We start from the raw sequence: 20928 nt of genomic DNA, 5'->3' as shown, positions 1-20928 counted from the left end.
CCTCACGCGAAGCCGCTGTTTCATGAAGACGTTGGGGCCATGTCATTTGTCAAATATCCCCGCACGCCTCATCTGGTGGGTTCGCGTCTTCAACCCGGAGACGATACCAGCGGTCAGGTCGCGCTCAGCGACCTTAAAGGCGGCCTTCTCGTGTTCGAGGAAAAGCTCGACGGCGCCAACGCTGCGGTAAGCTTCGACGCTTCGGATCGCCTCCTTTTGCAATCGCGCGGCCATGTTCTTTCCGGCGGCCCGCGAGAGACGCAGTTCAATCTCTTCAAAGCATGGGCGCAGACGCATGAAAACTGGCTGCGCCGCCTGCTTCAACGCCGCTTCGTGATGTATGGCGAATGGTGCTTCGCAAAACACACCGTGTTCTACGATCTGCTGCCGCATTATTTTCACGAGTTCGATATTTACGACAAGGATCGCGAGATTTTCCTTTCGACGGCGCGTCGCCGTCAGATGCTCGCCGGGCTTCCCGTCATATCTGTTCCCGTCATGCATCGCGGACCCATGGCGAAGGGCGCGAAGATCGCCAGCCTCATTGCGCCGTCGCTCTACAAATCCATGCAATGGCGCGAGAACCTCGAAAAGGCTGCGCAAGGCGCGCGGCTGGACGCGGCGCGCATTCGCGCCGAGACGGAGAACAGCATTCTCGCCGAGGGGATTTATCTCAAGCACGAGAGCGAGGATACGGTCATCGGCCGCTACAAATATGTGCGCGCCGATTTCCATCAGGCGATCCTGGATTCCGGCTCGCATTGGCAGGACCGGCCGATCCTCCCCAACGGCCTGGCGCCGGAAGTCGATATTTTCGAAGGGGCCGACGCATGAGCTGGCTCGATCTTCTTTCGGAAGACAATTTGCGCTGGAACGAGATCGCCGCGCATCTGCCTTTCGCTTCGAGCATGGCGCATTGCCCGCAGGACAGCGTCCATCACGCCGAAGGCGATGTCTGGACTCATACGCGCATGGTGGTGGAGGCGCTGCACAGCGACGCCGAATATCAATCGCTCCCGACTGAAAGGCGGCGGACGCTGACGCTCGCCGCATTGCTCCATGATATCGGCAAGCCGCTGACGACCACGCATGAATGGGACGAGAAAGAACAGCGCGAACGCGTGCGCCAGCTCGGACATGCGCGGATCGGCGCGCGCATGGCGTGGAGAGCGCTGCTGCAGGAGGGCGCCGACCTCGCTTTGCGCCAGAGCGTCTACTGGCCCATCGTCTGGCATCAGCGCCCCTTTCACCTGTGGTCGCAGGACAATATGCTGCGCCACGCTATTCTTTACTCCGCTGTCGCCAATTGGCGCGATCTGTTGATCCTGGCGCGCGCCGACAACCGCGGCCGCATCGCGCCAAATCGGCAACAAACAGAGGACGCCATAGCGCTGCTTGCTCTGTGGCTGGCGGAAAACGGAATACTCGACCGCCCCTGGCCCTTCGCCGACGCCGCGTCGCAGCGCGAGTTTGTGGAAAAGCCGGAACGCTCGCCGCATTACGCGACGCAATCGCCCAAGGGTTCGCATGTCGTCGTCATGTGCGGCCTGCCCGGCTCCGGCAAGGACAGCTATATCCGCGCCAATTTCGAGGGTCGCGCGGTCGTCAGTCTCGACGCGCTGCGTGAGGAGATGAATGTCGCGCCGACCGACGATCAGGGCGCCGTCATCCAGGCGGCCTATGAAGCAGCGCGCGGCCATTTACGGATCAAACGCGACTTCATCTGGAACGCGACCAATGTCACGCGCCAAACGCGCGAGAAGATCATCAGCCTTGCGCGCGGCTATGACGCCTATGTGGCCGTCCATGTGATCGAACGCCCGCTCAATGTCGTTCTACGCCAGAATAAATCTCGCGAACGGCGCGTGCCGCATGAGGTGATCGAAAATCTCGCCGCGAAATTCGAACCGCCCAGCGTGCTGGAAGCGCATGAGGCGGCATGGGTCGAGTGAGTTGGCGTCAAGGGGCGGAAACGCCCGCCCCCTGGTCTGATTGATTCACCTGTTCACAGGCCTGCCTTGCGCCTTGGCTCAGTGCGGCTGCGCTTGATGCGCGGCGGGAGCCGGGCCGCGAGGCGCGGGCGCCCTTGCCGCCGCCGGGGCGGGCGGCGCCCGGAACGCGCCCGGACCAGGGCCGGCGGGACCGGGACCAGCCGGTCCCCTGAAGGCCGGCGGCGCGCCGGGCATGGGCATATGCATGGCCGCCGGAGCCTGCATATGCGGAGCCGCAGCCGCCGGATGAGGCATGGACGGCGGCGGCGCCCCAAAGCCGTGCATCGCGGGGGGAGCCATATTCTGCGGCATGCCGGGCGGACCCATATGCGCGACGGGAGGCGCCATATGCGGCGCGGGAGCGCCCATATGCTGAGGCATGGGCGAGGGCGCGACATGCGCTGCGGGAGCAGGCGAAGCGCCCGCAGGGCGGCCGAGGAAGCCGGAATTGGGCCCATGCCCCGCCCCCGCCGGGGGCGTATGGAGTCCTGCCGCGGCGGGAGGCGCCGCGTGAGGAACGCCCATCGCCCTGGCCGGCGCGTGAGGAGCTGCGACTCCGGGGACGCCCGCTGCGCCGGGCTGCGCCGGCGGATGACCGGCGACCGACGGGGCGGGAACGGGCCCCTTCGGCGTCAGGCCTGGAGCGACGCCGGCCGCGCCGGGCTGAACATGCTGTTGGCCAGGGCCGAAGGGACCATGGCCGCCGACCGGTCCTCCGGCAGGCCCGGCCGCAGGCAGATTGGCGGGAAGCGCATGGCCGGCCGGCCCGCCGCCCGGCGCTGTTGCGGCCGGAACGGCGACCGGCTGCTTGGAGAGAAAATGCGGCAAGGCCGCGCCGATGGCCACGCCGGCCGCGCCCGCGCCGATCGCGGTCAAGGCTCCAGAGGAGAGAACATGGCCCTGTGGGTTCCTGACGACGAAGTTCTGGGCTCCCGGTTCGACCACGACATTGTTGTGAATGTTGGCGTAGAAGATGTTGCTCGGCGGCGGAGCCGCGATATAGGCCGGCGCCGCGACATAGGCCGGCACGGGGACATAGGCCGGCACCGGAAGGACATAGGCGGTCTCGACCACGTAAGGAGCCGGCAGAACCACGAAGTCCGGCGGCGGCGGCGGCAGGAAATAGACCGGCGGCGGCGGCGGCGGCGCGAAAGCGAACACCGGATCGGCAAAATAGAGGACCGGCCGGTCGACATAGACGATTTCTTCCGGCGGCGGCGGCGGATAGCCCATGTCGACGGGTTCGAAGCCCGAAGGCGGTTCGAGCGCGACGGCGCGATACTCGAGCCGGCGCCGCGCATCCCAGGCGTGGGGCCCATGCGGATAGCGCCGCAGATAGGACCAATAGGCGCCGGGCGTGTCCATGGCGTAGGCGCGGCGCCAGTACATGGCTTCGCGCCGCGCCGCCAGCATGGCGCGGACGCGCTTGGCCGCAGGGTCGGCGGGATAGGCGGCGAGATATTCCTGATAGCCCTGCATGGTGTCGCGCGCCACGCAGGCGGAATAGGCGTCGGGGGCGCTCAACTGGGAGATCGGCTTGGCGCGCATTGCGGAATCATATCCGCGATCGGGCGCCCCGGCTGTCCGCTCCAGAAATACGAAAGAACTCTCGACCTTGGAGTTCCACGGAATCTGCCCGCCCTTGGAGACTTCCGAGACCCTGAGGCGGGTTTCCTCGAAAAGCTGCGGGAGGGGCAGGCCGCCGGCGCGGATCATCTCAGCAAGAGCGTGGGCATAGGCCCCGTATGGGCCGGCCTCGACCGGCGCGATGGTTCCGGGCGCGGCGTTGTAGGCGAGCAGGAGGTTCGCCGGAGGCTCTGCGAGCGCGAGGCCGCCGGCGATAGGTTGGCCCCCGAGCGAAAAAGGATTTTCGCGCGCGGCGTCGAGCACGACGACGGTCGTCTTCAGATTGAGGGCGGCGAGCGGCTTGAGAAAATCGGAGACCCGCGACGCGCGCATCGGAATGTCGGCGTCGCGCGAGATGGCGGCGTCGGTCGGGACCAGATAATTCTCCCCTTCGAGCTGGAGTCCGTATCCCGAGAAATAGACGAAAGCCACGGTGTCCGGCCCCGACGATCCCGCCTTGTCGAGAAAATCGAGCAAGGACTTGCGCAGCGCCTCCCCGTCGAGATCGCGGGCGCCGGTGACGTCGAAGCCCGCCGCCTGCAGGGTCTGCGCGATCAGGCCGGCGTCATTGGCCGCGGTCGCGAGAGGTTTGGCGCGATAGGCGGCCTCCCCGACGACGAGAGCGATGCGCTTTTCGAGCGCAAACGCCCCCGAGGCGCCGAACAGTCCGAACACCCCCATCACGAGGAAGCTCAAAACGAAACTTTTCTTCATCAAGGGCGCTCCTGCCAGACGGTTGTTTTTGATTAACGATTTAGAGAGCCGACCGCGTGAACGCAAACTGAACGCTCCGATTCCGACGTCCCGAGCAGCGTTCCCACGGATATGAGTCCAAAATTTGCTCTAAATGTCCATTTTTTGGGCATTTACTGCTGATAAACCATTCAACTGAGAGCTTTCTTGAGCTCAAGCTACAAAAGCAGTCAATACGCCGCTTTATGCGCCAGTCGTGGTACAGCTATTGCTCATCTTGCGGTCACCATGCCTTGTACGGAAGCGTAAAAGAACCGACATGAAACTGATCACCGCCATCATCAAACCGTTCAAGCTCGACGAAGTGCGCCAGGCTCTCACCGAGGCCGGCATATTGGGCATGACCTCCACCGAGGTGAAAGGCTACGGCCGCCAGAAGGGCCATTCGGAAATCTATCGGGGCGCGGAATATGTCGTCGCCTTCCTGCCCAAGGTCAAAGTCGAGGTCGCCGTCCCCTCTCCCATCGTCGAGTCCGCTATTGCGGCGATCATGAGAGCCGCCCACACCGGCCATATCGGCGACGGCAAAATCTTCGTTTCGCCTTTGGAGCGCGCGCTGCGCATCCGCACCGGCGAGGTCGACCAGGACGCGCTCTGACCCGGCCCCCGGCCCCGTCCCCCATATTCCAAAGAGAAAGCCCCGATGACCAAGATCTCCGCCGCGTGCGCCGCGGCGCTCTGCGCCCTATTGTCCGCCGCCCCGGCTCTGGCGCAGGAAACCAGCAAGATTGACGCGGCCGACACCGGCTTCATGATCGTCGCCACGGCGCTCGTTCTCATGATGACGCTTCCGGGCCTCGCGCTGTTCTACAGCGGCATGGTGCGCAAGAAGAACGTCCTCGCGACGATGGCGCAGAGCCTCATCGCCACGGCGATCGTCTCGATCCTCTGGGGCTCGGTCGGCTACAGCCTCGCCTTCACCGGCGACAATCCTTTCATCGGCTCCCTGTCGCGGGTCCTGCTCCAGGGCGTCGGCGTCGACACGATCAGCCCGCTCGCCAAGACCATCCCCGAGATTCTGTTCGCCGCCTATCAGATGACCTTCGCGGTCATCACCTGCGCGCTGGTCGGCGGATCGGTCGCTGAACGCATGAAATTCTCGGCCTTCATGATTTTCTGCGTGATCTGGCTCTTCATCGTCTACATTCCGTCGGCGCATTGGGTCTGGGGCGGCGGCTTCCTCCAGACGATGGGCGTGCTCGACTTTGCTGGCGGCACTGTGGTGCATATCAATGCCGGCGTCGCGGGCCTTGTCGCCGCGCTGATGATGGGCAATCGGCAGGGCTTCGGACGCGAGAATCTGTCGCCCTTCGATCTCTCCCTCGCCGTCATCGGCACCGGGCTGTTGTGGGTCGGCTGGTTCGGCTTCAACGGCGGTTCGGCCCTCGGCGCCAACTCCCGCGCGGTGTTCGCCATTGTGGCCACGCATCTTGCGGCCTGCGCCGGCGCGCTGGTCTGGAGCGGCCTCGAATGGTACGAGCGCGGCAAGCCCTCGGTGCTCGGCGTGATCTCCGGCGCCGTCGCCGGACTCGGCACGATCACCCCCGCTTCGGGCTATATTCTGCCCTGGCATGGGGTCGTGATCGGCCTCGTCGCCGGCGGCGTCTGCTACTGGTTCTGCACCGTGGCCAAGCATCGCTTCCGCTATGACGACTCGCTCGACGTGTTCGGCGTCCATGGCGTCGGCGGCATTCTCGGCACTTTGCTAGCGGGCGTCTTCGCCACCCGCGCCGTCACCGCTTCGGCCTCCGAACCCGGGGTTTCGGGCCTGCTCGAAGGCGACCCGCATCAATTTCTGGTGCAGGCGATCGGCGTCGGCGTGACCATCGCCTGGTGCGTGGCCGGCACTTTTGTCTCGCTGAAGATCGTCTCGCTCTTCACCAGCCTGCGGGTGAGCGGCGACGACGAGCGCGAGGGGCTGGACATCGCCCTCCACGGCGAGGCGCTGCATCATCAGTGACGGCGGCGCAATGCCCGGTCTTTTGTCCCAGCCCCTCACCCCAGCCCTCTCCCCGCGCGCGGGGAGAGGGGATGGCCCACGGACCTCGGGGATCGCCTCCCTCTCCCCGCGGTTCCGCGGGGAGAGGGCTGGGGTGAGGGGCTTGGCGCATTTAGATGGTAGCGCGAGGCCACGGCGCTGTCGGACAAGAAGTGGACGGCATTTTTCAACCAGCTCGACGTCGAGGGCAGCCCGACGGCCTATGTGTTCCGCTGTTTACATTGCGGGGCCTTTGACGTTCATTGGGATTGGGATTAGTGAGCGTTTTTCATGTCTCAAACCATTGTCCATATTCTCCCCGGCCACTCCGCTGCGGGGACGGTCAGAGAGGCGCTGGAGCAACTCGGCCTGAACGAGAAAGTCGTCGCGATCGGCGATCATCTCGGCTACGGGCCGATCGACGGGGACCTCGAGGCCAGACGTAAATGGCTCGACGAAAATATGTGCGACGGCGGCGAATCAGTGGACGAGGCCGAACTCGCCTGGCAGGAGGCCCTCGCGCCGGACGCCTTTCCGATCATCTGGACCTGTCGCTCGGACGCCTGGGCCCATTCGGGCTTTCTGGAGTTCCTTTCGCGTGTGGGCGAGCGTCCATTCAAACTCATCGATGCGACCGAAGTGATGATTCAAACGCGAGCCGGCCCTTGGCGCATCGAAGCGCTCGGAATCGTCACCGAAGCGCAAATGATCTCTGCCGGCCTGTTTCAGCGCCAAAGAGAAATGTCGCCAGCCGAAATCGCAGAAGGCCGGGAAGTCTGGAGCCGACTAAAAGCTGAAAACGCCTTGCTTCGCATTACGGAGAACGATCGGTTGTTGTCGAAACCCCTTACCTTCTTCGACGCGGAGCTGCTGGAAGAGGTCCCACAGGATTGGGAGCGCGCCGTCCGGGTGGTTGGCAACGCCCTCGCCCGCTTCTGCTGCTCAAGTCCTCGCCGCCTTGTCAGCGACAGCTTTATCTGGGGGCGTTATCTCGCCCTCGCGGAACAAGGCGCGGTGGAGATCAGGGGCGAGGGAGGCATGCGCGACTGTCATATGCGCGCAACAAGGAAAGCGGTATCATAATACCATTCATCGGAATCGAGCGGTTTTCTGGGCGAAAATACCCATATAACGCCACTAAACCGCTTGACCCCCGCCCTCATATCCTTTATCCACCGCCATCCGAACAGTTGGTTCAGACGGAACTTCCATCCCATGTACGGCAAGACCTATTCGGCGAAACCCGCCGACATCGAAAAGAAATGGGTGCTGATCGACGCCTCCGGGCTCGTCGTCGGCCGCCTCGCCTCGCTGATCGCGCTGCGTCTGCGTGGCAAGCACAAGGCCACCTTCACCCCCCATATGGACGACGGCGACAACATCATCGTCATCAACGCCGAAAAGGTCGTGCTGACCGGCCGCAAGCGCGAGCAGAAGGTCTATCACCACCACACCGGCTTCCCGGGCGGCATCAAGGAGCGCTCCGCCAAGTTCATTCTGGAAGGCCGCTTCCCCGAGCGCGTTCTGGAGAAGGCCGTGCAGCGCATGCTGCCGCGCGGGCCTCTCGGCCGCGTGCAGCTCGGCAATCTGCGCGTCTACAAGGGCGCCGAACACCCCCACGCCGCGCAGAGCCCGACGCTTCTCGACGTCGCCGCGTTGAACTCCAAGAATTCCCGGAGCGCCTGATTATGGCCGAGACCACTCTCTCCTCCCTGGCTGACCTCAATCAGGCGGCTGCGGCCGTCGCTCCCGAGGCGCCGGTTCACGTTCAAAAGCTCGACAAATACGGCCGCGCCTATGCGACCGGCAAGCGCAAGAACGCCATCGCGCGCGTCTGGATCAAGCCCGGAACCGGCAAGGTCACGGTGAACGGCCGCGATCTGACGGTCTATTTCGCCCGCCCGGTGCTGCGCATGATCATCCAGCAGCCGCTCACCGTCGCCAAGCGCACCGGCCAGTACGACCTCGTCGTTACGGTCGCGGGCGGCGGCCTCTCCGGACAGGCCGGCGCGGTGCGCCACGGCCTCGCCAAGGCCCTGACCCACTACGAGCCCGAGCTGCGCAGCGCGCTGAAGCGCGAAGGCTTCCTCACCCGCGACTCGCGCGTGGTCGAGCGTAAGAAATACGGCAAGCGGAAAGCCCGCCGCAGCTTCCAGTTCTCGAAGCGCTGAGCGCTGTCGATTGGAGCGATCGGACGCCGCGCAATTTGCGCGGCGTTTCTTTTTGGGGCGACCAGGAATGCGCAACTCAAGCAGCAAGCGGATCGGTTTGGCGGCTTTGTTCGTCGCCCTCGGCCTCGCGCAGGCCACGGCGGAAGTTCTGCATCGGCCATGGCCGGACGCGTTTCTCTCGCGCCTCGAATTGCTGGCGCTGGAGCAGACGCTCGGCGCCGAACTCCTTGCCAGCCCGAGCGCGACCGCCACGCTCGAACATTGGTGCTCGACGCATCACATGGCGCAAGAGCCGCGCCTCGTCGCGCGCCGCGCGGAAGGCGCCGAAAAAGCTCCGGACGATGAAATCCGCCAGCGGCTTCAGGCGGATGCGGGCGAGGTCGTAAAATATCGGCGCGTCCGGCTCTCCTGCGGCGAGCATGTGCTGTCCGAGGCCGACAATTGGTATGTTCCCTCGCGCCTGCCCCAAGACGTGAACAGGCTCCTCGAAACGACCGACACGCCGTTTGGAAAAGCGGTGCGGGCGCTGCAGCCCTACCGGCGCGCGATCGGCTTCAGGACGCTGTGGTCGCCCCTGCCCGAGGGCTGGGAGATGCAGGCGCATCGGGAACAGGCTGCGGGCGCGGAGCCGCTGTCGATCCCCCGCGAAATATTCGAACTGCGCGCTGTATTGTTCACCGCCGACCAGAAGCCTTTTTCCGAAGTCCATGAAACCTACACCAGCGAAATTTTCGATTTTTCGGGCGAGCCGCCGGTCCGGCCGTGAGGGCTTCGCCTTTTTGAACGCCGGCCTCGCCCAAGGCTTGGGATCGCCTCGCGCCTGATGTAATCAAATCTGCCGTTTCCGAGTGATGGGCCCGGGAGCGGGCGTATCGAGAGAACTGCTCCCTCACCATCACCCGCCCTTACCGGAGTTCGCTTCATGGACCAGCCCGCGGCCGTCGGCTTTTTTCAGGTTTGGGACACCTACGCCAAGGTCGTCGCCGCCAATTACATGTTCCATCGCGAACTCGGCGAAGCGATAAAGGCCGCGCTGCGCGCGCATTTCGGCGACCGCTCTTTTTCGATGCTCGATCTCGGCTGCGGCGACGCGGCGACGCTCGCGCCCCTGCTCGTCGGCCTCCCCCTCAAAAGCTATCAGGGAGCCGATCTCTCGGAGGCGGCGCTGAAGCTCGCGGGCAAAAATCTTTCCGGCCTCTCCTGCCCGGTCGACCTCATCGAGGCGGATTTCATGGAGGCGCTTTCCCGGGCGCCGGCGCAGGACGTGATCTACAGCAGTTTCGCGGTCCATCACCTGACGACCGAGCGCAAGGCCGAGTTCTTCCGGCTCGCGGCGCAAAGGTTGAATCCCAATGGTCTGCTCGTCTTGGTCGACGTCGCCCGCGAGGAGGGCCAGAGTCTTCCCGCCTATCATGACTCCTATTGCGCATGGCTCCGGGACACCATGGTCGCCCTCAGCCGCGAGGAAGCGGATCAGATCTGCGACCATCTCGTGAACAACGACCTTCCCGAGCCCTATTCCCTTCTCGCCGCCCAGGCGGAGGCTGCAGGGCTAAAGCCCTTGCCCGGCTCCGTCCCGCATAAATGGCATCGTCTCATGCTGTTTGCGCCCAGATGAGCGGCTCGGAAATCTGTTGGGCGGTTCTGCCCCCGGAGATGAGAGCGCGCTGGATCGCCCATTCGCGCGCCCTGCTGGATTCCTATCGCCAGCTCACCGGCGAGGAGTTGATCGCGCGTTCGGCCGACCCGCAAGAGGAAGCCGAGAGGCTCTTTCTCGCGCCCATGGTCGTCGTTTCCCATGGCGGGGAGTCCGATCCGATCCTGAACTACGGCAATCGGGCGGCGCTCAGATTATGGGAGATGGAGGTCGAAAACTTCATCGCCACGCCCTCCCGCCTCACCGCGGAGCCGGAGCAGAGAGAGGCGAGAGCGCGCTTTCTCGAGGAGGCGGAGCGCAAGGGCTTCGTCACCGGCTATGAGGGAATTCGCATCAGCTCTGCGGGCCGGCGCTTCCGCATTTCGGGCGCCACGGTCTGGAGCGTGACGACCCCCGACGGCGAGGTTATCGGCCAGGGCGCGACATTCTCGCGCTGGGAGGATGTGGCGTCGCCCGCTTAGCCTGCATTGACAAAGGGCGCCCTGGCAATCATGGATGCCCGCAAATTTCCGCAGTGCAACAGTGGGCGGCAAACATGGCGGCGAGAATTTTCATCGACGGCGAGGCGGGCACCACGGGCCTCGAAATACGCGAGAGGCTCGCCGGCCGGACTGACGTCGAGCTCGTCGCCATAGCGCCGGAACAGCGCAAGGATCGGAACGCCAAGAAGGAGATCCTTTCCAGCGTCGAGGTCGCGATCCTCTGCCTGCCCGACGACGCCGCGAAGGAGACCGTGGCGCTGTGCGACGCGCTCGGCGAAGCTGCGCCGCGCATTCTCGACGCCTCGACCGCCCACCGCGTCGCGCCGGGCTGGGTTTATGGCTTCCCCGAGCTCTGCCCCGGCCAGCCGGAAGCCATCTCAAAGGCCGCGCGGGTGGCGAATGTCGGCTGCTACGCCAGCAGCGCCATCGCCCTTTTGCGCCCCCTGATCGACGCCGGTCTGCTCCTCGCCGATCATCCGCTGACCATCAATGCTGTCTCCGGCTATTCCGGCGGCGGGCGGCAGATGATCGAAGCCTATGAGCAGGGGGTTGCGCCGGCTTTCGAATTATATGCACTGGGCCTCGAGCATAAGCACATACCCGAAATCATGGCCTATGCGCGCCTCGCCCAGCGGCCCTTGTTCGTTCCCTCGGTGGGCAATTTCCGCCAGGGGATGCTGGTCTCCATTCCTTTGCTGCTGGAGACCCTGCCCGGCCGGCCCAAGGCGGCCGATCTTCACGACGCCTATGCGCGTCATTATCTCGGCGCCGCCCATGTGCGGCTGTGCGAGGCGCCGCAAAACGGAAAGCTCGACGCGCTCGCGCTCAACGGTTCGGACGACATGGAGGTCTATGTCTTCGCCAACGAGAACCGACGTCAGGCGGTGTTGGTCGCCCGGCAGGACAATCTCGGCAAGGGCGCTTCCGGCGCGGCGGTCCAGAACCTCGATCTGATGCTGAATGGCGGGGAATTTTAGCGATTGGCCGCGGCGTAGGCCTGCGCCTCGGCGGGCAGTCTCGCCTCCACATCCTGGTAGCGGCTGGTTCTGGTCCCCATCATGTGCTCGAAGGCCTCGTGCACGTCGCGCAGGCTGCGATCCTTGAGCTTACCTCCCTGGCGCTCGTAAAAGATCGGCTTGTTCGCTTTCGCGGGCTTGGGAAGCAATTGAGCGGCGGAGGCGTCCGGCTCCTCCTCGAGCCTCGTCATGAAGCGGGCGGCGTCCTCCGGGCCGAGGAAGTGGATCAGATAGGTCTCGCCTGCAGTAAGGGCGCGGCCGAGGCGCTCGGCGATCTTGGCGCCGTCCTGTTTGAGCATTTCCGCCGCCATCGCCGCGGAGAGATAAGGATCGTTCCGTAGTCCGAGAATCTCGGCGCGCTTTTGCGGCGCCACCACGGGACGCTCGTCCTCGCCTCCGATCGCTTTGGCTTCTTCCTCATGTCCATAGCGCCAGCCGAAGGATCGCAACGCCTTCAGCCAGGTCTTCTCGACGAACTGAAAAAGGCCGCTCGCCGAGGACGTGCTCGCTTTGGCGGTGGAGGAGAAACTCGATTCCTTGTCCGCGATGCTCATGAGAAGCGCAGGATCCGACCCCGTGCTCTTGGCCGCCTTGACCACCCGCTCGACGATGGCGCTTTGCACCCGCTGGCCGCCAAAACGCATGATTCCGGGAGGATCGCGGTCCAACACCCTGCGCGCCCAGCTTTTCGCAGCCTGATCCAGGGAGAAGTCGGCGTCGAGCGGGAAATCGTCCGGTTGTCCCGCCGCCATCACGACAGGCGAGCGGGCGCGGGCGGCTCTCGCCGATTGCGACGATTTGGGCGGCTCGCGTCGATCTGCTTTTGCGGCGAGCATGAAGGCCCCCGCCAGCGAGCACGCCACGCAAAGGGCTCGCACCCAGGTGGAGAGGCAGAGCCTCGCCGTCGCCTGCTCCCGGCGCCCTAGCGCCGAAGCAAGATGGTTACGGAATTGTTCAAGCAGTCCGCGGCAGGCCCCTGAGGGGTAAGCCTCCGAAACACTCATTCAAAGATCGCCTTATTGCTCTCAGCGCAGTCGGAACCGGGAGACTAGCTAAAGCGATAGGCGAAAAATCGACGAAACCCGCCCCGTTGGAGCCATAATCGCAACGGTTGCGGAACGCTGCCGAAGCCAGCGATTCCGGCTCCTGCGCGTCGATGGACGAAAACTGCGAAGCTTCAGCCTTACCCAATCGCGCCATAAAGGCGGCAAAGCGAAGTTCGAGAAGCGGCGTTTTCAATTCGCCGATCAGAAAGGCGAAAGGTTCACGCTCGAGACGGCCTTGAGCAATCCGGTTATGAGATTGTTCTCCGCGCCCGGGGTCGGCATCGTGCGCGTTACGAAGTCGATCGCCTTGCCGTCCTCGAGGCCATAGTCCGCGATGCGCTGCACTTTCTTGTCTTTATCGAAATAGACTGCGGCGACGTGCTGGTCCGTGACCTTGGGCTGCATGAAAGCGAGGTCGCGCTCGGTACGCTGGCTCACGTAATACCAGGCGTCTCCGCCGACGGTAGAGGTGGTGGACGGCGTGCCGAGAACGCTGAGGACCTGGGGCGCCTGCATGCCCGGCTTGACCTGCGCCAGTTTGCGCTGATCGAACACGGCCCCCCGATTGACGACGCCGTCGTAACCGAGGCATCCGCCCAGCGAAGCCGCCGCCAGGCCGATGGCGGCCAATCTCGACATCAAGTCCTTGCGCGTCCGGTGCCGACACAAACCACGCAAAGCAGCCGCCGCCATTATGGATCTCCGCTATCATGCCGCGAGCGGCGCGCCGCACGCGCGCCGAAAGAATTTGGATCGCAAATTCGTAGCCTCGGAGGGCTCGTAAAGCAAGGGAGATCGTGGCGCAGCCGCGCCGGCGGAGCGCGCGATCCGCGAGGTTCGGCTTCCCCAAAGACCGCGCCCCATCTCTAATACTTGGCGCAGCGGTCGAACGAGCATAGAAAGCATCCCGACATGACCAGACATCCAGACGAAAAGCCGGCTCCCCTCCCGCTTTCACGGCCATTGCAGGCCGCGTCGGTTCCGCCCGAGGGGCTGGACGTCGTGATCCACGCCAACGAACCGGAGCGCGCCGCCCTCGCCCGCGACAACGGCCTCGTGGCCGTGAACGGCCTGGAAGCGCGCCTTCACGTCTCGCGTTTTGGCGCACAGGGGCTGGAGGTTTCCGGCCAATTGAGGGCCGGAGTCGTGCAAACCTGCGTCGTCGGCCTCGAAGACTTCGAATCGACCGTCGAGGAGGCCGTCCAAATGCGGTTTGCCCCTACGAACGCGCCGGAGCCGGAGAGTCGGCAGGCGGGAGCGCAGCGCGGCAGACATGGCGACGAAACCGGCAAGCGGTCGCGGAGAGGCATGCCGCCCATCGAAGACGAAGCAGGCGGCGGCCATATCGTGGACATCGACGCCGACGCCCCGGATCCTCTCATCGGAGGAGCGATCGATCTCGGAGCCGTGGTCTCGGAATTCCTTACCCTCGGCCTCGATCCCTATCCCCGCAGGCCGGGAGCGGTGTTCGAAGAGCCGCACCGGCCGGACGCAGAAGACAATCCTTTCGCCGCCCTGCGGAGAATCGCGACAAAAACCCGCGACCAATAGCCTCCCGGCCGTTCCAGCCGACTTTTGCCCTTGCGCTGCCGGCTTCCTGATGGCAAGTCACGCGCGACAAAATCAGACGTTTGCGCGCGGGGCCGAGCGCCCTTCCAAAACAGTGGCAATTGCGACAGCGCGACGCCGTGCCGGCGAAGGCGAGGCTCGCAGCACGGCGAAACGGCATTCAGGAGTTGAAAGCGATCATGGCCCGAGGTGTTCGAATCGCGTTGGACGCGATGGGGGGCGACTTCGGCCCCGCCATAACCATCGCCGGCGCGGCCCGGGCGCTGGAACGGCGGCCGGACTGCGAATTCCTGCTGTTCGGCGACGAAGCCCTGTTGCAAAAGGAGCTGGCCGCTTTCCCCGAGCTCGCGAAACGCTCCCAGGTGCGCCATGCGGCCGTTTCGATCCGCATGGACGAGAAACCCAGCGTCGCCCTTCGCCAGGGCAGGCGCGTGTCCTCGATGTGGATGGCGATCGAGGCGGTGAAAAAAGGAGAGGCCGATGCGGCGGTCTCGGCCGGCAACACCGGCGCCCTGATGGCCATGGCGAAAATCTGCCTGCACACGATACCCGGCATTGAGCGCCCGGCCCTCGCCGCGCTCTGGCCCACCCTGCGCGGCCAGTCCATCGTCCTGGACCTCGGCGCGTCGGTCGGCGCCGACGCCAAGCATCTCGTCGACCTCGCCATCATGGGATCGGCCATGGCGCGGATCATCCTTCACGTCGAATGTCCGACGGTCGGCCTGCTCAATGTGGGAACCGAAGAGATCAAAGGCGTCGAGGAGGTCAAGGAAGCCTCCAAGCTGCTGCGCGAAGCCCAGTTGCCCAATCTCGACTACCAGGGGTTCGTCGAAGGCGACGGCATCGGCAAGGGGGTCGTCGATGTGGTGGTGACGGAAGGCTTCGCCGGCAATATAGCGCTGAAAACCGCGGAAGGCACGGCGACCCAGGTCAAAACGCTGCTTCGGGACGCCATGAACCGCTCCCTGCTCACCAAGCTGGGCGCTCTGCTCGCGAGGAGCGCCTTCGAGGAGATGCGGGTCAAGCTCGACACCCGCAACGTCAACGGCGGCGTTTTCCTCGGCCTCAACGGCGTCGTCATCAAGAGCCACGGCGGGATGGACGCGAAGGGCTTCGCGCGAGCGGTCGAAATCGGCTACGAGATGGTCAGAGAAGAACTATTGGCGAAAATCCGGCATACGGCCAGCGTCGCTCACGAGCAGGACGCCGCGGCTGCCACCGCTTCCGCAATCGCCGCGCGCCCGCAGGAATGAGTCAGTGACGTCAAATTGCAAGGTTTTGCGCTCCGTCGTTCGGGGCGTCGGCAGCTATCTCCCCAGCCGGGTGCTGACCAACGACGATCTTTCCAGGATCGTCGACACCAGCGACGAATGGATCGTGCAGCGCACCGGCATCAAGGAACGCCATATCGCCGCCGAAGGCGAAACGACATCCATGCTGGGCGACAAAGCCGCGCGCGCCGCGCTCGAGAACGCCGGCCTTTCGCCCCACGACATCGACCTCGTGATCGTCGCGACCTCAACGCCGGACTACACTTTCCCCTCCACCGCGACGCAAATCCAGGCTTCTCTGGGCATGACTCGCGGCGTCGCCTTCGATCTGCAGGCGGTCTGCTCGGGATTTGTGTTCGCTCTGGCGACAGCCGATAAATTCCTGCGCAGCGGCTCGCATAAGCGGGCCCTGGTCATCGGCGCGGAGACTTTTTCCAGAATTCTGGACTGGACGGACCGATCCACCTGCGTGCTTTTCGGCGACGGAGCCGGGGCGGTGGTGCTGGAGGCGTCTCAGGGCGAGGGAAGCGCAACCGACCGCGGCGTCCTGACCACCCAATTGCGTTCGGACGGCAGGCACCGGGCAAAATTACACGTCGACGGCGGCCCGTCTTCCACCCAAACCGTCGGCCACCTGCGCATGGAAGGCAAGGAGGTCTTCCGCTTCGCGGTCGGCATGGTGACGGGCGTGGTGAAAGACGCCTTCGAGGCGACGGGAACCACCGCAGAGGATCTGGACTGGTTCGTGCCGCATCAGGCCAACCGCCGAATCATCGACATGTCGGCGGCCAAACTGGGCATCGCGCCCGAAAAAGTGGTCGCGACGGTGCATCTGCACGGAAACACCTCGGCCGCATCGATTCCCCTGGCGCTTTCGGCCGCGGTCGCGGACGGCCGAATCAGACCGGGCCACCTCGTCATGCTCGAGGCGGTCGGCGGCGGCTTCACCTGGGGCGCAGCGCTGCTGAGATGGTAAGTCCGTAATGTAAAAGAATTTTTTAAAACCGCCGGAGCCGAGTGCGTTGTAGCGGACTCGTTTCCGGCTAGCGCTTGATTTTTGAGCACTTTTCTGGAAAATTCTCCCTGTAGTTGTTTTCTAGCGTCTGGCTTTAATGTGCAATTTAAATCTCCCTTTTTGCTTGAAACGCAGCGACGCTTTCCAAGTAAGAGAGGAGATTTGCATTTAGCTGGCTGCTGGTTCCGATATGCGGGCTAATAAATGTCACGGGAAACTGTTGGAGTTTTTTTTTCAGATCGAGACGACAATGAAGAAAATTCAGCCGATCTGGACGCCTTCGGCGGCGAAGGCACCCTGACCCGCGCGGATTTGGCGCGGGCTATTCAGAACGCGGTCGGCATATCCAGAACGGAGGCGACCGAGCTCATCGGGGCTGTGCTGGACGAAATTTTCGAGCGGCTGGTCGCCAGGGAAGAAGTCAAACTTTCCTCGTTCGGCACCTTCTCCATTCGCGAAAAACGCGAGCGGGTCGGTCGAAATCCGAAAACTGGGGCGGGCGCGAGGATTTCAGCCAGGCTGGTGGTGAGCTTCAAACCCTCGAACATCCTGCGTTCGCGCGTAGCGGGAGATTAATGCGCGCTGCGCCCGAACCCAATCGCGGCGCGCAAAAAAGCGCGCCGGATAAATGAACTGAAGCGCTTTCGCGATCGCGGGCGAGGCGGATCAAACAAAGAGCGCTCTCCCCATCGGGATTGCGGAGCAACGAGCCTGCGGTCTGCGACTCGTTGCGTCCGTCGCCGACGCGCGATCGCGCGCGCCCAAATCCAAAGACCGGAGGACGCCAAAGGGCAAGCTCGGCGATCGGCCCTCGACAAAGCGGCGCCCTTCGTGCTGTTGGAGTTCATGGCCAAATCCCGCTCCACTTTTGTTTGCCAGAATTGCGGCGCAATAACCAATCGATGGCAGGGCCGCTGCGACTCCTGCCATGAATGGAACAGCATCGTCGAGGAAACGCCCGGGACTCCCAGCGCCGCAAGACTGGGGCGCGGGAGACCCTTCAATCTCGAAGGGCTTTCCGGCGAGGGCCCCGCCGCTCCCCGCCTTCGCACCGGCATCGACGAATTCGACCGCGTGACCGGCGGCGGTTTCGTGCTCGGCTCGGTCACGCTGCTCGGCGGAGAGCCCGGCATCGGCAAGTCCACATTGCTGATCCAGGCCTGTGCGGAACTGGCCCGGCGCGGCTCCCGAGTGATCTACATCTCCGGAGAAGAAGCCGTGACCCAGGTGCGCCTTCGCGCGGCTCGCCTCGGGCTGGCGGACGCCCCGGTGGAACTGGCGAGCGCCACCCAGGTCGAGGATATTCTCGCAACCTGCTCCACCGGCAGGCGTGCGGCCCTCATCGTCATCGACTCGATCCAGACCATGCATGTCGAGTCGGTGGACTCGTCGCCGGGCACGGTGACGCAAGTGCGCGCCAGCGCCCAGGCCCTGCTCAGGCACGGCAAGAGCACGGGTTCGTCCATCATACTGGTCGGTCATGTGACCAAAGACGGGCAGGTGGCCGGCCCCCGCGTCGTCGAACATATGGTCGACGCCGTTCTGTCCTTCGAAGGCGACGGCGCGCATCACTTTCGCATGTTGCGGGCTTCCAAAAACCGCTTCGGCGCGACCGGCGAAATCGGCGTGTTCGAAATGACCGGGCTCGGCCTCGCCGAGGTGGCCAATCCTTCCGCCCTCTTCCTCGCGGGGCGCGACGCCGGAGCGCCGGGCGCGGCGGTGCTCGCCGGGATGGAAGGCCAGCGGCCGATGCTGATCGAAATCCAGGCGCTGGTGGCGCCTTCCTCGCTCGGCACGCCGCGCCGGGCCGTGGTCGGCTTCGATTCAAACCGCCTCGCGATGATATTGGCGGTTCTCGAAGCCCATGGCGGGTTGAAACTCGGGGCGCATGACGTCTATCTGAACGTCGCCGGCGGCATGAGAGCCGACGAGCCCGCCGCCGATCTCGCCGCCGCCGCGGCGCTGGTGTCCTCGCTCACGGGAGCGCCTCTGCCCCCCACCCAGGTCTATTTCGGCGAAATCGGTCTGTCCGGGGCGGTGCGTCCGGTGATCCACGCCGGGGCGCGGCTGAAGGAAGCAGGCAAGCTGGGCTTTGCCCGCGCCGTTCTGTCCCAGACTCAGCAGCTCAACGACGACGACAAAGGGGCCGGCGTCACGGCGCGCGCGATCGGCGACGTCAGCGCGCTCGTCGCCGAAATCGCACAAGCGGCGCCGAGACGATAGGCGAGTTTCCGAGATTGCGGCAATAGGCGCCGTCATTGCGAGTGCAGCGAAGCAATCCAGTAGTGGAAATAGAGAATCTGCAAGCTAAATTCATTGAAGCGGCTCTAGATTGCTTCGCTACGCTCGCAATGACGTCCATAGGAAATCCCTAATACTGTGTTACTCTTGGCTCTCCCGAAAAACATGGCCGCAGGTCGCCATAGCGGCCGTCATATGCGCCGGCGCGGGCGCTTCCACGGCCACCGGAGCTTTGCTGTCCTGCATCGGGATGACCACCGAGCGTGCGTGCAAATGCAGCGGTCGGGAACCCTCGCGCCGCCCGCCGCCATAGACGGGATCGCCCAGGATAGGCCAGCCCATCGCCTGGCAATGAACCCGCAATTGATGAGTGCGGCCGGTATGGGGCGTCAGCTCGAGCAGGGCGAGATCCCCCAGGTCGGGATCGACGCCGCGGCCCATCACCCGCCAGCTGGTCTTCGAGGGCAACCCGAGCGGATCGACCCGCATCCACCAGCCGCGATCGGCGTCGAGACGACTGAGGCCGAGATCGATCTCGCCCTCTTCCCCCGCCGGAGCGCCCTCGACCACGGCCCAATAGGTTTTCTGGATGCGTCCCGATTTGAACAGCTTGCCGAGCCGCTCCAGCGCCTTGCGATGGCGCCCTAAGACGAGACAGCCGGAGGTGTCCTTGTCGAGCCGATGCGCCAGCGCCGGCGCGCGCGGCAGGCCGAAACGCAACTGGTGGAAATGGTCTTCGAGATTATCGCCGCCCTTGGGGCCTCGATGGACCGGCAGGCCGGCGGGCTTGTCCACGACCAGCAACAGCCCGTCGCGATGCAGCAGGCGGGAAAGAAGATCAATCTCGGGCATCGCCATGATTTACGCGCGCTGAGTTCGGCCGGCAAGGCGAGAAGATTCGCCCAGTCATGCAACTTCCGCGAGATTGCTTCGCGGTCCGCGGAAATGACCGGCGCAAAAATTCCTGATCGGCGTCGATTTTTGCGCCGACGGAATACAAAACGCCGCTCTGATCGAGCGGGTTTCGCATCACCATCTGAAAACGGCGCCGCCCCAGGTCATGCCGGCGCCGATCGCCATCATGGCGATGACGTCGCCTTTCTTGAGCTTGCCGGCGCGGTTTGCCTCGTCCAGCGTGATCGGCATCGAGGCGCTCGAGGTGTTGCCGTAGCGGTCGATATTGATCCAGCATTTCTCCAGCGGAATGCCCAGCGTCTCCATCGCGGACTCGATGATGCGCAGATTGGCCTGATGGGCGATGACATGGGTGACGTCTTCGGCATTCAGCCCCGCCTGCGCCAGCGCGTCCTGGACCGCCTCGGGCAGCAGGCGGGTCGCGACCTTGTAAACCTCCCTGCCCCGCATCTTTATCTTATGGGTGTTGTCGGCGAGCATTTCCTGGGAGAAGGGCCGGCGGCTTCCTCCCCCAAAAATGCCGAGGATTTCCGTCATGGAGCCATCGGTGCGGAGCCGCGACGACAGAAGACCGCGCCCCTCTTCCTCGCTCGCGCCGAGAAGCATGGCGCCGGCGGCGTCGCCGAAGAGCACGCAGGTTTCGCGATTGGTCCAGTCGACGACGCGGCTCAAGGTTTCGGCGCCTATCACCAGCGCGCGTTTCACCGCCCCGGTCCGGATGAATTGATCGGCGATCACCAGCCCATAGAGCGATCCGGCGCAGGCGGCCGACACATCGAAGGCGAAAGCGCGCGTAGCCCCGATCTTGGCCTGGACATATGCGGCGCAGGAGGGCGTCGGGGTGTCTCCGGTGACCGTGCAGACGATGATGAGATCGATTTCGGCGGGATCGACGCCGGCAAGCTCCATGGCGCGGCGCGCGGCCTCTGCGGCGAGATCGGAGGTCGCCTCCCCGTCCGCGGCGATCCGCCGCTCCCTGATGCCCGTTCGGCTGACGATCCAGGGACCGTTGGTGGCCACCATTTTCTCGAGATCGTCGTTGGTCAGAACTTTCGACGGCGCATAGGCGCCGGTGCCGAGGATTACGGAAGTCAACAAATTATCAGGCCCCGTTACGGATTCTCGCGGATGGGCGGGAAGCTTTCGCTCATGCTCAGGGGCCTATACAAAATTTTCAGCGAATAAACTTGAATATTT

At 64.3% G+C, this 20928-nt stretch carries 22 protein-coding genes; 17 read left to right on the top strand and 5 right to left on the bottom strand.

What is annotated here, in order from left to right:
* The first annotated feature begins 39 nt into the window (after window positions 1-39).
* Together H2LOC_RS01610 and H2LOC_RS01605 are read left to right on the top strand one after the other, a co-directional pair.
* On the top strand, window positions 40-834 hold the full coding sequence (locus H2LOC_RS01610; RefSeq protein ID WP_136494798.1) for an RNA ligase family protein: 795 nt from the start codon (window positions 40-42) through the stop codon (window positions 832-834).
* The gene (locus tag H2LOC_RS01605; RefSeq protein ID WP_136494797.1) at window positions 831-1952 is read left to right on the top strand and encodes an AAA family ATPase; all 1122 of its coding nucleotides are present in this window, start codon (window positions 831-833) and stop codon (window positions 1950-1952) included. The genes H2LOC_RS01610 and H2LOC_RS01605 overlap by 4 nt, the downstream gene beginning before the upstream one ends.
* 78 nt (window positions 1953-2030) lie before the next feature.
* On the opposite strand, the gene H2LOC_RS01600 is transcribed toward H2LOC_RS01605, so the two are convergent.
* Window positions 2031-4331, bottom strand: a complete 2301-nt coding sequence (locus H2LOC_RS01600) for a caspase family protein (protein ID WP_246206940.1) — start codon at window positions 4329-4331, stop codon at window positions 2031-2033.
* A gap of 298 nt (window positions 4332-4629) precedes the next feature.
* On the opposite strand from H2LOC_RS01600, the gene H2LOC_RS01595 reads away from it, so the two are divergent.
* From H2LOC_RS01595 to argC, 10 genes are all read left to right on the top strand, one after another.
* On the top strand, window positions 4630-4968 hold the full coding sequence (locus tag H2LOC_RS01595; RefSeq protein ID WP_136494796.1) for a P-II family nitrogen regulator: 339 nt from the start codon (window positions 4630-4632) through the stop codon (window positions 4966-4968).
* A 45-nt stretch (window positions 4969-5013) separates the two neighbouring features.
* Window positions 5014-6330, top strand: coding sequence for an ammonium transporter (locus H2LOC_RS01590; RefSeq protein ID WP_136494795.1), 1317 nt, complete (start codon window positions 5014-5016; stop codon window positions 6328-6330).
* A gap of 177 nt (window positions 6331-6507) precedes the next feature.
* Window positions 6508-6627 (top strand): CbrC family protein, encoded by a 120-nt coding sequence (locus H2LOC_RS22035; RefSeq protein ID WP_425487350.1) that lies wholly within the window; start codon window positions 6508-6510, stop codon window positions 6625-6627.
* A 12-nt stretch (window positions 6628-6639) separates the two neighbouring features.
* Entirely contained in the window at window positions 6640-7431 is a 792-nt protein-coding gene (locus tag H2LOC_RS01585; RefSeq protein WP_136494794.1) for a DUF3658 domain-containing protein, read from the top strand.
* A gap of 132 nt (window positions 7432-7563) precedes the next feature.
* On the top strand, window positions 7564-8034 hold the full coding sequence (gene rplM, locus H2LOC_RS01580) for a 50S ribosomal protein L13 (protein ID WP_136494793.1): 471 nt from the start codon (window positions 7564-7566) through the stop codon (window positions 8032-8034).
* A 2-nt stretch (window positions 8035-8036) separates the two neighbouring features.
* On the top strand, window positions 8037-8519 hold the full coding sequence (gene rpsI, locus H2LOC_RS01575) for a 30S ribosomal protein S9 (protein WP_136494792.1): 483 nt from the start codon (window positions 8037-8039) through the stop codon (window positions 8517-8519).
* Window positions 8520-8586: 67 nt separating this feature from the next.
* Window positions 8587-9285: a hypothetical protein gene (locus H2LOC_RS01570; protein ID WP_246206939.1), complete on the top strand. Its 699-nt coding sequence runs from the start codon at window positions 8587-8589 to the stop codon at window positions 9283-9285.
* 156 nt (window positions 9286-9441) lie between these two features.
* On the top strand, window positions 9442-10137 hold the full coding sequence (locus H2LOC_RS01565; RefSeq protein WP_136494791.1) for a class I SAM-dependent methyltransferase: 696 nt from the start codon (window positions 9442-9444) through the stop codon (window positions 10135-10137).
* 38 nt (window positions 10138-10175) lie between these two features.
* Window positions 10176-10637, top strand: a complete 462-nt coding sequence (locus tag H2LOC_RS01560) for an MEKHLA domain-containing protein (RefSeq protein WP_246206938.1) — start codon at window positions 10176-10178, stop codon at window positions 10635-10637.
* A 74-nt stretch (window positions 10638-10711) separates the two neighbouring features.
* Window positions 10712-11635, top strand: a complete 924-nt coding sequence (gene argC / locus H2LOC_RS01555) for an N-acetyl-gamma-glutamyl-phosphate reductase (RefSeq protein WP_136494789.1) — start codon at window positions 10712-10714, stop codon at window positions 11633-11635.
* Here argC and H2LOC_RS01550 read toward each other — a convergent pair.
* Window positions 11632-12678, bottom strand: coding sequence for a transglycosylase SLT domain-containing protein (locus H2LOC_RS01550; RefSeq protein WP_136494788.1), 1047 nt, complete (start codon window positions 12676-12678; stop codon window positions 11632-11634). The genes argC and H2LOC_RS01550 overlap by 4 nt on opposite strands.
* Before the next feature lie 243 nt (window positions 12679-12921).
* Window positions 12922-13359, bottom strand: a complete 438-nt coding sequence (locus H2LOC_RS01545; RefSeq protein WP_246206937.1) for an outer membrane protein assembly factor BamE — start codon at window positions 13357-13359, stop codon at window positions 12922-12924.
* A gap of 273 nt (window positions 13360-13632) precedes the next feature.
* On the opposite strand from H2LOC_RS01545, the gene H2LOC_RS01540 reads away from it, so the two are divergent.
* The 5 genes from H2LOC_RS01540 (at window position 13633) to radA (ending at window position 18798) form a co-directional block, all read left to right on the top strand.
* A complete protein-coding gene (locus tag H2LOC_RS01540; protein ID WP_136494786.1) occupies window positions 13633-14271 on the top strand; it encodes a YceD family protein in 639 nt (212 codons plus the stop codon).
* Between the two features lie 197 nt (window positions 14272-14468).
* A complete protein-coding gene (gene plsX / locus H2LOC_RS01535; protein ID WP_136494785.1) occupies window positions 14469-15542 on the top strand; it encodes a phosphate acyltransferase PlsX in 1074 nt (357 codons plus the stop codon).
* Between the two features lie 4 nt (window positions 15543-15546).
* Window positions 15547-16536: a beta-ketoacyl-ACP synthase III gene (locus H2LOC_RS01530; protein ID WP_136494784.1), complete on the top strand. Its 990-nt coding sequence runs from the start codon at window positions 15547-15549 to the stop codon at window positions 16534-16536.
* 243 nt (window positions 16537-16779) lie between these two features.
* Window positions 16780-17151: an integration host factor subunit alpha gene (locus H2LOC_RS01525; RefSeq protein WP_136494783.1), complete on the top strand. Its 372-nt coding sequence runs from the start codon at window positions 16780-16782 to the stop codon at window positions 17149-17151.
* Between the two features lie 270 nt (window positions 17152-17421).
* The gene (gene radA, locus H2LOC_RS01520; RefSeq protein WP_136494782.1) at window positions 17422-18798 is read left to right on the top strand and encodes a DNA repair protein RadA; all 1377 of its coding nucleotides are present in this window, start codon (window positions 17422-17424) and stop codon (window positions 18796-18798) included.
* A 159-nt stretch (window positions 18799-18957) separates the two neighbouring features.
* Here the strand turns inward: radA and H2LOC_RS01515 are convergent, their stop codons facing one another.
* Both H2LOC_RS01515 and H2LOC_RS01510 read right to left on the bottom strand, forming a co-directional pair.
* Window positions 18958-19668 (bottom strand): RluA family pseudouridine synthase, encoded by a 711-nt coding sequence (locus tag H2LOC_RS01515; protein ID WP_136496946.1) that lies wholly within the window; start codon window positions 19666-19668, stop codon window positions 18958-18960.
* Between the two features lie 177 nt (window positions 19669-19845).
* Window positions 19846-20829 (bottom strand): beta-ketoacyl-ACP synthase III, encoded by a 984-nt coding sequence (locus H2LOC_RS01510; protein ID WP_136494781.1) that lies wholly within the window; start codon window positions 20827-20829, stop codon window positions 19846-19848.
* Window positions 20830-20928 lie beyond the last annotated feature (99 nt).

This window comes from Methylocystis heyeri, from assembly GCF_004802635.2.
In the GTDB taxonomy this organism is placed as follows: domain Bacteria; phylum Pseudomonadota; class Alphaproteobacteria; order Rhizobiales; family Beijerinckiaceae; genus Methylocystis; species Methylocystis heyeri.
This window is presented reverse-complemented; position numbering and strand designations above follow the sequence as displayed.

What these genes read in the sequence shown, in the direction of transcription:
- rpsI (WP_136494792.1), top strand. Translation starts at nt 8,037, where the DNA reads ATGGCCGAGACCACTCTCTCCTCCCTGGCTGACCTCAATCAGGCGGCT.
- H2LOC_RS01610 (WP_136494798.1), top strand. Translation starts at nt 40, where the DNA reads ATGTCATTTGTCAAATATCCCCGCACGCCTCATCTGGTGGGTTCGCGT.
- rplM (WP_136494793.1), top strand. Translation starts at nt 7,564, where the DNA reads ATGTACGGCAAGACCTATTCGGCGAAACCCGCCGACATCGAAAAGAAA.
- H2LOC_RS01585 (WP_136494794.1), top strand. Translation starts at nt 6,640, where the DNA reads ATGTCTCAAACCATTGTCCATATTCTCCCCGGCCACTCCGCTGCGGGG.
- argC (WP_136494789.1), top strand. Translation starts at nt 10,712, where the DNA reads ATGGCGGCGAGAATTTTCATCGACGGCGAGGCGGGCACCACGGGCCTC.
- radA (WP_136494782.1), top strand. Translation starts at nt 17,422, where the DNA reads ATGGCCAAATCCCGCTCCACTTTTGTTTGCCAGAATTGCGGCGCAATA.
- H2LOC_RS01570 (WP_246206939.1), top strand. Translation starts at nt 8,587, where the DNA reads ATGCGCAACTCAAGCAGCAAGCGGATCGGTTTGGCGGCTTTGTTCGTC.
- plsX (WP_136494785.1), top strand. Translation starts at nt 14,469, where the DNA reads ATGGCCCGAGGTGTTCGAATCGCGTTGGACGCGATGGGGGGCGACTTC.
- H2LOC_RS01545 (WP_246206937.1), bottom strand. Translation starts at nt 13,359, where the DNA reads ATGTCGAGATTGGCCGCCATCGGCCTGGCGGCGGCTTCGCTGGGCGGA.
- H2LOC_RS01605 (WP_136494797.1), top strand. Translation starts at nt 831, where the DNA reads ATGAGCTGGCTCGATCTTCTTTCGGAAGACAATTTGCGCTGGAACGAG.
- H2LOC_RS01540 (WP_136494786.1), top strand. Translation starts at nt 13,633, where the DNA reads ATGACCAGACATCCAGACGAAAAGCCGGCTCCCCTCCCGCTTTCACGG.
- H2LOC_RS01565 (WP_136494791.1), top strand. Translation starts at nt 9,442, where the DNA reads ATGGACCAGCCCGCGGCCGTCGGCTTTTTTCAGGTTTGGGACACCTAC.
- H2LOC_RS01550 (WP_136494788.1), bottom strand. Translation starts at nt 12,678, where the DNA reads ATGAGTGTTTCGGAGGCTTACCCCTCAGGGGCCTGCCGCGGACTGCTT.
- H2LOC_RS01600 (WP_246206940.1), bottom strand. Translation starts at nt 4,331, where the DNA reads ATGAAGAAAAGTTTCGTTTTGAGCTTCCTCGTGATGGGGGTGTTCGGA.
- H2LOC_RS01590 (WP_136494795.1), top strand. Translation starts at nt 5,014, where the DNA reads ATGACCAAGATCTCCGCCGCGTGCGCCGCGGCGCTCTGCGCCCTATTG.
- H2LOC_RS01595 (WP_136494796.1), top strand. Translation starts at nt 4,630, where the DNA reads ATGAAACTGATCACCGCCATCATCAAACCGTTCAAGCTCGACGAAGTG.
- H2LOC_RS01560 (WP_246206938.1), top strand. Translation starts at nt 10,176, where the DNA reads ATGAGAGCGCGCTGGATCGCCCATTCGCGCGCCCTGCTGGATTCCTAT.
- H2LOC_RS01525 (WP_136494783.1), top strand. Translation starts at nt 16,780, where the DNA reads ATGTCACGGGAAACTGTTGGAGTTTTTTTTTCAGATCGAGACGACAAT.
- H2LOC_RS01515 (WP_136496946.1), bottom strand. Translation starts at nt 19,668, where the DNA reads ATGCCCGAGATTGATCTTCTTTCCCGCCTGCTGCATCGCGACGGGCTG.